We start from the raw sequence: 12,239 nt of genomic DNA on the forward strand, positions 1-12,239 counted from the left end.
GAGATCCCTCAGTTGCGATTTGTTGTTATCGTTTTTAATGTTTTATGCGTTTGTAGTTTGAATATTTTTTATAGCATTAATCACGCTATCACATTCTTCAGCTGTACCGATAGAAATACGCAAACAGCCATTAAGCCCATATTGACGCTGTTGATCGCGTAAAATAATCCCTTGTTCCCATAAAGTACGGAAAACCAGAGTCGCATCAGTGAATTTCACTAAAATATAGTTGGTTTCGCTGTTATAAACCTGTTCAACATTAGGCAATTTTTTTAACGAATCAGATAAAATGGCTCTGTTGCGTGAAATTTCTGCCACTCGCTTTTTCATTATCTCAATGCCTGCTGCTGTTAATGCTTGTGCAGCAATATCTGCAACAGGTGTTGAAAGTGGGTACGGTGCGATCACTTTCAGTAATAATTCAATGACAGGTGGGTTGGCCAGTGTAAATCCACAACGAAGCCCTGCTAATGCAAATGCTTTCGATAAGGTTCGTAAAATAACTAAATTTGGATAATCCTCTAGCCACGAAACAATTGATGCTTGTGGACAAAACTCAATATAAGCTTCATCAACTGCAACGATAGCTTTACCTTTAGCAAGCTCCAATACATCGCGGATCAGTGAAGGTTCAACAATATTTCCTGTCGGGTTGTTAGGGCTGCACAGATAGATAAGTTTTACATTATCAAGCTGTGATGCGATGGCTTTGACATCTGGACTCCAATTAGCAAGTGTAGGGACAACACGCTGTTCTATACCGAAAGTTTCAGCACTAACGCTATACATTCCATATGTTGGTGGGCAATAAAGTACGGCATCTTTACCCGGCTCGCAAAAAGCACGAATAAGAAGCTCAATAGCTTCATCTGCACCACGGCTAACTAAGACTTGGTTAGTCTCTACACCTGCATATTTTGCGTAGCGATTAATGACGTTAACAGGCTGACATTCAGGGTAACGGTTTAAGTTTTTTTCATTAAAAGTAAAGTCAGGCGCGATAGGGTATTCATTTGCATTTAACCAAACAGAACCATTTCCCCCTAAGCGTCGAGCAGATTGATAAGGTGTTAATTCACGTACATTTTTTCTTGCAAGTGTATTGATATCAAATTTAGTTTTCATCACTCTTTTTCCCCTGAGCTAAAGCGTTAACACGAAGTGTGACAGCATTTTTGTGTGCAGTGAGTTGTTCCGCTTGCGCTAATATTTCAATGGTTTGTGCTAAATCAGATAAACCCTGGGCGGTGAGTTTCTGTACTGTCATGCGTTTCATAAAATCAGCTAAGCCTAAGCTTGAGTAGGTTGCTGTATAGCCATAAGTCGGCAGAACGTGATTAGTACCAGAAGCATAATCTCCTGCTGATTCAGGTGACCAAGCACCAAGGAAAACAGAGCCAGCACTGGTAATGCTATCAACACGAGCATCAGCATCATTGGTTTGAATAATTAAGTGTTCTGGGCCATAGCTGTTACTGATTTCAATACACTGGTCAAGATCACGAGTAATAATGACCCGGCTTTCTGCAAGTGCTTGTTTCGCGATTTCGGCACGGCTTAATAGTGCCAGTTGTGTTTCAGTTTCAGCTATAACGGCTTTGGCGAGTGTTTCATCAGGTGTTAATAATACAACCTGTGAATCAGGGCCATGTTCAGCTTGCGAAAGTAAGTCAGCAGCAATAAATGCAGGATTTGCGTTCGCATCAGCAATCACTAGCACTTCAGAAGGCCCTGCTGGCATATCGATTGCAGCACCTTGTAGCGATTGACTTGCTTGACGCTTTGCTTCAGTTACATAAGCATTACCGGGGCCAAAAATTTTATCAACTTTAGGAATAGATTCAGTACCAAACGCCATGGCTGCAATCGCCTGCGCGCCACCGACTTGGAAGATTTCATCAATACCAATTTGTTGAGCAATATATAAAATTTCATCAGCAATAGGGGGCGGTGAGCAAAGAATCACTTTGCGACAACCAGCAATACGGGCTGGAATACCTAACATCATTACCGTTGACAGTAATGGCGCCGAACCTCCGGGAATATAAAGTCCTACTGCATCAATGGGTCTGCTGACTTGCTGACAAAATACGCCAGGCTGCGTTTCCACGTTGATAGTGTTAGGAATTTGCGCCTCATGAAAGCGACGAATATTATTCATCGCTTGTGCTATCGCCTGTTTTATTTTGCTATCAAGTTTTGATGAAGCTTCATCGATTTGCGATTTTGACACCAAAACACTTTCCGGCGCTGCCTTATCGAATTTTTGGCTAAGTGCTTTAAGCGCTTTATCCCCATCATTGCGTACCTGTGAAATGATGCTAGCAACTTGTTCTGTAATTGAACCTGATGCAGAAATAGCAGGGCGAGTTAATAGCACTTGTTGCTGTTCTTTAGTGCATTTATTCCAGTAAGTTAATGTATTAAAACCCGTTTTCATCATTTCACCTTATTCCATCATTTTTTCAATTGGTAAAACAAGAATTGAACTTGCACCTAATGCTTTAAGCTTTTCCATTGTTTCCCAGAATAGGGTTTCGCTACTTACCATGTGCATTGCAACACGATTTTGGTCACCCGCCAGAGGTAAAATAGTCGGCCTTTCAGCTCCCGGAAGTAATGCAATCACCTCTTCAAGGCAATCACTTGGTGCGTGTAACATTATATATTTTGATTCTCTTGCTTGAATAACACCTTGGATACGTGTCAGTAAGCGGTCGATAAGTGCTTGCTTATCAGCTTCCATTTCACCATCGCGTTGGATCAAGCATGCTTTTGAGCGATAAATCACTTCAACTTCTTTTAATCCATTCGCTTCTAATGTTGCACCAGTAGAAACTAAGTCGCAGATAGAGTCAGCAAGGCCCGCACGAGGCGCGACTTCAACAGAGCCATTTAATAAACACGATTTAAACTTGATGCCTTTTTGATCTAAATAACGTTTGAGCAGATTTGGATAGGAGGTTGCGATACGAGTATTATTTAAGCATTCCGCACCTTGATAATCGAAATCGACAGGAGTTGCCAGAGATAAACGACAGCCACCGAAATCGAGACGGCGTAGCGTCAGGTAACTTGGGTTTTCACCTTGAGAGCGACGTTTTAATAATTCTTCTTCTAAAACGTTTTCACCGATGATCCCTAAATCAACAACGCCATCCATTACCAACCCTGGGATATCATCATCTCTAACACGTAAAATATCGATTGGCATATTTTCAGCGTAAGCAATCAGACGTTGTTGATTTAAGTTAATTTTGATGCCACAACGCGCTAAAAGAGCACGGGAATCATCGCTTAAACGTCCTGATTTTTGCATTGCGATTCTTAATCTTGCTTTATCTAACATAATATTACCCTATCATTATCCGTATTTTTGTGGTGAAAATTAGCTATAAAAAAACCCCGGAAGTTGCCTTCCGGGGTTTTAGTTGTTATCTGCATTCAGACCACCGGAAGCGTTTCTTAAACGTCTTCCAGCACTCATCGCCTGAAAGACTAGTCAGGGTGATGGTGATGATGGTGGTTTAGTTGAATGCTATACATAATTATTTTCCTAGCTAATAACACTATTTGTTATTTAATAATGCCCGTTACTGTTAATCTGTATTTAGTAACCTGCATTTAGAATTTGTCTGCCTTTCAACCTACATGATTTGTAAAGCAGAAAGCAACCTATTTTTTAATAATAATTTAATTATTTTGTAACCTTTTGTTTTTAATGTAATTTTAATATTTCTCTTATTTACTTAATGGAACAAGTAGGCGAGTATATAGGGAGGTACTAAACGTTCACGAAATATAAGTAGTATTTATAAGTAATGGCGAAACGAAAATTTTATAGCATACTTTGACTAAGCCATTTAAGTAGGGGAGCAAAATGAAACGAATAACCATCGTAGGATTAGGTTGGTTAGGTTTACCACTTGCCGTTGCGTTGCGTGATGCAGGCTATCAAGTTAAAGGGACTAAAACCACCGAAGATGGCGTAGAAGCAGCAAGAATGAGTGGCGTTGACTGCTGTTTAGTGAATTTAACACCCGCAATTGAATGTGATAGAGATGATTTTGATTACTTAATGGAAACGGACGTCCTGATTATCACGTTACCGCCAAGTGCAGCTGGTGGTGGTTATGATTATGTTGAAGCCATTCAAACGCTGGTAGATAGCGCAATGTCTCGACATGTTACGAGAGTCATTTACATTAGCTCTACTTCTGTATATGGCAATCAAACAGGTAACATCACGGAAGAAATGGATATTCGACCAGAAACACAATCAGCAAAAATGTTAGCGGAAGTTGAGAATTGGCTACATCGTTTACCGTTGACCACAGTTGATATTCTTCGATTAGCTGGATTAGTCGGGCCGGGGCGTCATGCAGGACGTTTTTTATCAGGTAAAAAACAGGTCAAAGGCGCTCATCAATGCGTTAATTTAGTCCACTTGGATGATGTGATTTTTGCTGTTGAACAACTTCTTGCACAGAATGAAGGTGGTCATTTATATAATTTATGTGCCCCCATTCACCCTAAAAAGAAAGATTTCTATTCAAGAGTGTCAAATCAACTCGACCTTATTCCGCCAGAATTTGCTGACGAAGAGAAGCCTTTAATACGAGAAATTGATGGTCAGGAGATCTGTCGAGATCTTGGATTCCATTACCATTATCCAGATCCCGACAAAATGCCGATGAATTAACTTAATTGACAGGTAGTAACACGATATCACGGAAAATAGGTCTTTCACTTAATTGTGCAAACCAACGCTCAATGTGAGGGAAGTGAGGTCTATCTTTGCAAACTTCTAACCATGGATAGACCAATGGTGCGATCGCCATATCAGCAAGGGAGAATGCATCTCCTGCAAAGTAATCTGTTTTTGCAAGTTGGTCATCAGCAATTTTAATTAATTTATTAAGCTTCTCTTTTAATGTGTTAACAATCTCAGGGTTTTGTTGCTCTTTAGGTGTACGAACAATCGTGATCATCATTTGTTGAATGGGAGCAAATAAGCTGCCATTTGACCAATCCATCCATTTTTCTACATTTGCTCGTTGTTTAGGATCAATGGGATAGAGTGTGTTATTTTCATATTTTACACATAAATAACGAATAATGGTGTTAGACTCCCATAAAGCAAAGTCATCATCTTGTAAGGTTGGAATTGAAGCGTTGGGATTCATAGCTAAATAATTGGCTTCATTGAGTCCACCAAAAGGGCCTCCAACATCGATTTGTTCATAAGGAACATTTAGTTCCTTTAAGCACCAAAGAACTTTTTTAACGTTAGATGAGTTTTTTCTACCCCAGACTTTTAACATAAAGGTCTCCTAAACCACGATAAGTAATAAAATTTCCCTCTATAGGGCGCTAAATATGAATATAAGATAAATCTCTATATATCAATGTTGGCGTCTTATTCCAGAAAGCCATATAGTAGGAAAGCTTTAACAAATTGATATAAAAGGGTGATCGGTAATGAAAAAAAATATTCCATCTGTTCTGGGTAAGGTTACCGCGGGAATGGGTTTACTGCTAATTATTTCTAGTCCTTCATTTGCGGTAAATAATCCGGTGCCTCCTCAAATAGAGGCAAAATCTTATGTATTAATGGATTACAACAGCGGAAAAATTCTGGCATCAGAAAAACCTGATGAGCGTTTAGATCCTGCCAGTCTTACAAAAATTATGAGTAGCTATGTTGTTGGACAAGCTATTAAAGAAGGCCGTATGTCACCTGACGATACGGTGATTGTAGGGCGTAATGCATGGGCAACAGGAAATCCGGTATTAAAGGGATCATCATTGATGTTCTTAAAACCGGGTGATCAGGTCAAAGTAATTGATTTAAACCGAGGCATGGTTATTCAATCAGGTAATGATGCCAGCATTGCTTTAGCAGAACATGTTGCAGGTAGTCAGGAAACCTTTGTTGATTTAATGAATTCCTACGCTAACAATCTTGGTTTAAAAAATACACACTTTAAAACCGTTCATGGGTTAGATTCTGAAGGACAATATACCACTGCACAAGATATGGCATTACTTACAGTAGCTATGATCCGCGATGTACCTTCAGAGTATGAAATTCATAAAGAAAAAGAATTTACATTCAACAATATTCGTCAGCCAAATCGTAACCGTTTATTGTGGAATAAGAATATGAATGTCGATGGTGTGAAAACAGGTCACACTAATGGGGCAGGGTACAATCTTGTCTCTTCGGCAACGGAAGGTAATATGCGCTTAATTGCTGTTGTTTTAGGAACACCATCAGATAAAGTACGTTTTGCTGAAAGTGAAAAATTATTAGGTTGGGGTTTCCGCTTTTTTGAAACGGTAACACCAGTAAAAGCAGATACACCACTGACTACACAAAAAGTATGGTACGGCGATAAAGGCGAAGTTTCGTTAGGTGTTGCTAATGATGCTTCAATCACGATTCCTAAAGGTGAATTGAAAAATCTAAAAGCCTCTTTTACTCTAACGGATCCAGTACTAGAAGCACCATTAACGCAAAATCAGGTTGTAGGTACAGTTAACTTTTTATTAAATGACGAGATCATTGAACAGCGCCCATTAGTGGTAAAAGAAACTGTTAAAGAAGGTGGTTTCTTTAGTCGTATTTGGGATTTTGTTGTTAAAACAGTATCTGGTTGGTTTAATGCTATTTTTGGTTAATTCCCCAATAATAGCTTTAACAAAGCGTTACTGAGTTTCTCACCCAAAAAGAAAGACTAGTTGTTATTTTTATAGAAAAATCCGTAATTATTTAATGATTACGGATTTTTTATATTCAATAAAGTAAGGGAATATCTCTAGTCTAGAACTTAAATAAGCCCATCGATTTTACCTTGATTATCAACATTCACTGTGATAGCAGCAGGGGTTTTCGGTAATCCAGGCATTGTTGTGATAGAACCTGTTAAAGCGACAACAAAACCAGCACCAGCAGAAACATATACTTCACGAACGTTGATTGTAAAATCAGTCGGGCGACCCAATAAGGCGGGGTTATCTGAAAGTGAATATTGAGTTTTTGCCATACAAACAGGAAAATGAGAAAAGCCCATACTTTCTATTTTATCCAACATTTTGCGAGCATGTTGGCTATAAGTCACACCATTTGCACCATAAATTTCTTTTGCAACGGTATTGATTTTTTTACTCAATGGTATGTTATTAGGGTAGATTAATTGAAATTGGCTATGCTCATTTTCAAGAGTATCAATAACTTGGTTAGCTAATTCAATGCCACCTTCGCCTCCCTTTTCCCACACTTTGGTAATTGCGAATCGACAACCTCTATCTTGGCAAAATTGTTCGATAAACTGATGCTCTGCAATACTATCAGTGACATAAGCATTAAGAGAGACAATCACCGGTAAGCCATATTTTTTAAGGTTTTCAATGTGCTTTTCAAGATTCACAATCCCTTTTTCAAGGGCAACTAAATCTTCATTATTCCATTCACCTTTACTTAAACCACCGTTATATTTTAGCGCTTTAGTGGTTACAACAATGACGGCACAATCAGGGCGTAATCCACTGATCCGACATTTTATATCAAAGAATTTTTCAGCACCTAAGTCGGCACCAAAACCGGCTTCTGTTACGGTAATATCTGCAAGTTGAAGTGCCAATTTTGTTGCTCTTACGCTATTGCATCCATGTGCAATATTAGCGAAGGGGCCTCCATGAATAATGGCTGGCGTATTTTCGAGTGTTTGTACTAAATTAGGATTAATTGCATCTTTTAATAAACTTGCCATTGCTCCGACAGCTTGCAAATCGTTTGCTGTAATAGGATCACCATTATAAGAATAGGCAACAATAATACGAGAAAGCCTCTGTTTTAAATCGCCAATATCTTCTGCTAAACAGAGGATAGACATAATTTCAGAAGCAACAGTAATAACAAAATTATCTTCTCTTGTGATACCGTCTTTTTCGCCACCTAATCCCACAACAATATTACGTAAAGCGCGATCGTTCATATCCATACAACGTTTAAACACGATTTTTTTAGGATCGATATTTAAAGGATTTCCCTGATAAATTGAATTATCAAGCATGGCTACAAGTAAGTTATTGGCAGAGGTTATAGCATGAAAATCGCCAGTAAAGTGAAGATTGAGATCTTCCATTGGAACGACTTGCGAATAACCACCTCCCGTTGCACCGCCTTTAATGCCAAAGCAAGGACCTAAAGAGGGCTCACGTAGCGCAATAATGGCATTCTTTCCAAGATGGTTAAGTGCTTGTCCTAGTCCCACAGTGACCGTTGTTTTACCTTCACCAGCAGGCGTTGGGTTAATGGCTGTAACTAAAACTAACTTTCCGGTTTTTTTTGTCGCAACTTTTGACCAAATACTGTGGCTAAATTTAGCTTTGTATTTGCCATAAAACTCGATATCGTCTTGATTAATATTTAAATTTTTAGCAATGTCCTGAATAGGTAAGAGGTGTGCTTCTTGGGAGATTTGAATATCTGATTTCATTTTAGTTCTCGTTTATCCCGTTTATTGATGTCTCTAGTGATCTTTACTTATCAACTTTAGACAATAATCTAAATATCACCAATAGATTGATTAATTTGTAGTTATTTACTTTAGATAACGCGTTCATTGTCACGCCATTTAAATAATATTTATTGTTAGCTCCTACTTTTACTTTAAATTATCACTATTGAGTGGTGCTTTGCGTTTTTGAAAAAACGTATTTTAACTAAGGATGACAATTTAATCTCATACAAAAAAGATGATATAAAAAAAAGGGTATTGAGATTGATATTAATAAACAAAAAAGGCACTGATATCAGCGCCTTATATATTATAAATATCTGTATTGAGACTCTCAGGTTTAGTCACAAGAAATTTTAATGGCTAATCCACCTTGAGACGTTTCACGATATTTAGCGTTAATGTCTTTGCCTGTTTCGTACATTGTTTCGATAACTTTATCTAAACAAATACGAGGATCACTGACACGACGTAAAGCCATACGAGATGAGTTTACGGCTTGTACGGCCGCGATAGCATTACGTTCAATGCAAGGAACTTGTACTTGTCCTGCCACTGGGTCGCAGGTAAGTCCTAAGTTATGCTCCATCGCAATTTCTGCTGCGATACAAACTTGTTCTGGACTACCGCCTAAAAGTTCAGTTAATGCGCCTGCTGCCATTGAGCAAGCAACACCAACTTCGCCTTGGCAACCCACTTCCGCACCTGAGATAGATGCATTCATTTTGTAAAGTGAACCAATAACACCAGCAACTAAGAAAAAGCGGGTGTAAGAGTTTTCATTCACAGGGCGAATAAATTTATCATAGTAAGATAAGACTGCTGGAATAATGCCACAAGCACCGTTTGTTGGTGCTGTTACAACACGTCCTCCCGCCGCATTTTCTTCATTCACGGCAAGGGCAAACATGTTAATCCAATCAACAACTGTCATTGGATCGGTTGTGGTTTTATCTTCGGTTACTAACATACGGCGTAATGCAGAAGCACGGCGAGGTACGCGTAAAGGCCCAGGTAATAAGCCTTCGGCATTTACACCGCGCTCAATTCCAGATTTCATCACTTCCCAAACAGCTGCGAAATGAGCCGAAATCTCTTCTTTACTGCGTAATGCTAATTCGTTTTGCATCACTAATGCAGATAAAGAAAGCCCAGTTTCTTTGCAATGACGACGTAAATCAGCCGCATATTGATAAGGATAAGGAACTTGAACCGAATTTTCTTCAGGTTGACCAAAATGCTCTTCATCAACAATAAAACCGCCACCAATTGAATAGTAGGTTTTCTTCAATAAAACCTGTTCACCGTTATACGCGGTGATGGTCATGCCATTTTCATGGAGGGGTAGGTTGGTTGTATGGAAGTTCATACCGCCCTCAACCGGAAAATCGACTTCTTTAATGCCATTTGCCAGCATTAAACGACCAGTTGTTTCTACTTGTTTAATAAATGGGGCGATAGAATCAATATCGACAGTATCAGGTAAATTTCCTGCGAGTCCCATAATAATAGCAATATCAGTTGCGTGACCTTTACCTGTTAAAGATAAAGAGCCATAAACATCAACGATAACGCGGGAAACAGAAGAGAGGAGATTTTTTTCAGCAAGTAAATCAACGAATTCCTTACCTGCTTTCATTGGGCCTACAGTGTGTGAGCTTGAAGGACCGATACCAATTTTAAAAATATCAAAGACGCTAACCATAATATTCGCCTCCCTAATTAATTTAAAGGCGCAACTGTGTGATTATTAGAGTGTTAAGTGTCAGTTTTGAAATCTAAAGCTGTGATGGCTACTTCCTTTCGGAAAGTAGCCATCAGATGCCTTATTAGCCCATGAAAGAGTTAATTAAGCTATAGAAAACTGCTGAGATTGCGATAAGACCCATGATTACAACGAATACGTTGCTAATATGGCCTGCATATTTTTTCATCGCTGGTACTTTACGGATTGCATACATAGGCATAAGGAACAGTAACATTGCAATGATTGGGCCACCTAAAGTTTCAATCATACCTAAAATGCTTGGATTTAATGTTGCAACAATCCAAGTTGTAACCAGCATAAACAGTGCAGTGATTTTGTTTAAACGATCTTTCTCGATTGTTTTACCTTTTTCACGCAGTGATTTGATGATTAAACCGTTGAAACCTTCACGAGCACCTAAGTAGTGGCCTAAGAAAGATTTAGTAATCGCAACGAAAGCAATAAATGGAGCAATATAAGCGATAACTGGTGCTTCAAAATGGTTAGCAAGGTAAGACAGGATACTGATGTTTTGTGCTTTAGCTTCTGCTAAGTTTTCTGGTGTTAAGCTAAATACACAGCTAAACACGAAGAACATTACAGTGATAACCATCATGATGTGCGCATAAGCTAAAATGCGTGAACATTTTTTCTCAGCATTTTCGCCGTATTCTTCACGTTTCGCCACAGCAAACGCAGAGATGATTGGAGAGTGGTTAAAAGAGAACACCATTACAGGGATAGCTAACCATAAGGTTACTAATAGTCCTTGACCCATACCTGATGTTGTTGCGTGATCAAAAGAGAGAGTCTCAAGAACCGCACCATTCCACTCAGGGATCAGATACAGTGCTAAGATCATTAGAACTGCAACAAATGGGAATACTAATACGCTCATTGCTTTAACGATAGCTTGTTCACCAAAGCGAATAATCGACATGATACCAACAATAAGTACCAGTGATAAAATTGCGCGAGGTGGTGCAGCCATGTGCATTTGGTTCACAATAAAGCTTTCTACTGTATTGGTGATAGCAACACTATAAACCAATAGAATAGGATAAATTGCGAAGAAATAGAGCAGAGTGATTAATTTACCTGCTGTTTTACCAAAGTGTTCTTCAACAACTTCAGTGATATCTTCACCTGGATTTTTACCTGATAACACAAAGCGGCACATACCACGGTGTGCAAAGAAGGTCATTGGGAATGCAAGTACTAACATGATCAACAGAGGAATTAAACCACCAATCCCTGCGTTGATAGGTAAAAATAGAACACCAGCACCGATAGCCGTACCGTATAAACCTAACATCCATACTGTATCTGACTTACGCCATGCTTTGTAATCACCTTGGGTGTTACCCGACGCGATAGAACCAACTTTGGTTGTATCCATAATACTCTCCGAAATAACGCGGTAAAAAAAATAATGAATAAAAAATAAGAGCGCGATTGTATTTCTTTTTAGAAAAAATCACGGCATAAATTTAATTATGAATAAATGAGTGCATTGAGTACCTGGTGTTATCTCAATATCTTCAATTACCACAGATAAAAATCTTTAAATTTCAAAAGAATTAAGCTCTTTCAAAATTTGAAAAAATATTCAATAAGTTTATATCCAGACTTAAGAGGTGCAGAATATAGTGTTTTTCAGGATAAACTACCGTGATCACCATCTCAAATGCTAAATATAACTGAAAAACCTGAAAATGTAACATTTTTTATATTTTGTGTTTTAGAGGGGGGGTTTTAAAACATTTTGAAATAATTTTCCAATTTTAAAGTAAGTATAAAATAAAGCTAAATACTTAAATATTCATATGTTAATGATTATTTTTAGGTGTTTTTATTATTTGGGAAATAAATGATTAAAATCAATTAGGTTATTTTTATTTACAATTAAAACATTACGTTAACCATTTATCTTATTGAAATGTAACAATAAATAATTTTCTTTAATT

9 protein-coding genes and 1 other annotated feature are annotated in these 12,239 nt (G+C 38.2%); of the genes, 2 read left to right on the forward strand and 7 right to left on the reverse strand.

Annotated elements, in window-relative coordinates:
* Positions 1 to 42: 42 nt before the first annotated feature.
* The 3 genes from hisC to hisG are packed head-to-tail and all read right to left on the reverse strand — an operon-like array spanning position 43 to position 3,349.
* The gene (hisC, locus tag NBG71_RS01015) at positions 43 to 1,125 is read right to left on the reverse strand and encodes a histidinol-phosphate transaminase (RefSeq protein WP_075672513.1); all 1,083 of its coding nucleotides are present in this window, start codon (positions 1,123 to 1,125) and stop codon (positions 43 to 45) included.
* Positions 1,115 to 2,443, reverse strand: a complete 1,329-nt coding sequence (gene hisD, locus NBG71_RS01020) for a histidinol dehydrogenase (protein WP_075672511.1) — start codon at positions 2,441 to 2,443, stop codon at positions 1,115 to 1,117. The genes hisC and hisD overlap by 11 nt, the downstream gene beginning before the upstream one ends.
* A 6-nt stretch (positions 2,444 to 2,449) precedes the next feature.
* Positions 2,450 to 3,349: an ATP phosphoribosyltransferase gene (gene hisG, locus NBG71_RS01025; protein WP_075672509.1), complete on the reverse strand. Its 900-nt coding sequence runs from the start codon at positions 3,347 to 3,349 to the stop codon at positions 2,450 to 2,452.
* 44 nt (positions 3,350 to 3,393) lie between these two features.
* Positions 3,394 to 3,523: a sequence feature (His leader region), on the reverse strand.
* Between the two features lie 357 nt (positions 3,524 to 3,880).
* Here hisG and NBG71_RS01030 point away from each other — a divergent pair.
* Positions 3,881 to 4,702, forward strand: coding sequence for an SDR family oxidoreductase (locus NBG71_RS01030; RefSeq protein ID WP_075672507.1), 822 nt, complete (start codon positions 3,881 to 3,883; stop codon positions 4,700 to 4,702).
* Between the two features lies 1 nt (position 4,703).
* Here NBG71_RS01030 and NBG71_RS01035 read toward each other — a convergent pair whose 3' ends face one another.
* Positions 4,704 to 5,324 carry a glutathione S-transferase family protein gene (locus NBG71_RS01035; RefSeq protein WP_250916458.1) on the reverse strand — a complete coding sequence of 207 codons (621 nt, stop codon included), beginning with the start codon at positions 5,322 to 5,324 and terminating at the stop codon, positions 4,704 to 4,706.
* Between the two features lie 157 nt (positions 5,325 to 5,481).
* On the opposite strand from NBG71_RS01035, the gene NBG71_RS01040 reads away from it, so the two are divergent.
* Complete coding sequence (locus NBG71_RS01040; protein WP_075672503.1) at positions 5,482 to 6,684, forward strand: serine hydrolase; 1,203 nt, start codon at positions 5,482 to 5,484, stop codon at positions 6,682 to 6,684.
* A gap of 149 nt (positions 6,685 to 6,833) precedes the next feature.
* Here the strand turns inward: NBG71_RS01040 and NBG71_RS01045 are convergent, their stop codons facing one another.
* From NBG71_RS01045 to NBG71_RS01055, 3 genes are all read right to left on the reverse strand, one after another.
* Positions 6,834 to 8,504, reverse strand: a complete 1,671-nt coding sequence (locus NBG71_RS01045) for a formate--tetrahydrofolate ligase (protein ID WP_250916459.1) — start codon at positions 8,502 to 8,504, stop codon at positions 6,834 to 6,836.
* 361 nt (positions 8,505 to 8,865) lie between these two features.
* Positions 8,866 to 10,230, reverse strand: a complete 1,365-nt coding sequence (locus NBG71_RS01050) for an L-serine ammonia-lyase (protein ID WP_250916460.1) — start codon at positions 10,228 to 10,230, stop codon at positions 8,866 to 8,868.
* Between the two features lie 124 nt (positions 10,231 to 10,354).
* The gene (locus tag NBG71_RS01055; protein ID WP_075672497.1) at positions 10,355 to 11,671 is read right to left on the reverse strand and encodes an HAAAP family serine/threonine permease; all 1,317 of its coding nucleotides are present in this window, start codon (positions 11,669 to 11,671) and stop codon (positions 10,355 to 10,357) included.
* Positions 11,672 to 12,239 lie beyond the last annotated feature (568 nt).

The sequence above is a fragment of the Proteus sp. FZP2095 genome, assembly GCF_023701425.1.
Classification (GTDB): domain Bacteria; phylum Pseudomonadota; class Gammaproteobacteria; order Enterobacterales; family Enterobacteriaceae; genus Proteus; species Proteus cibarius.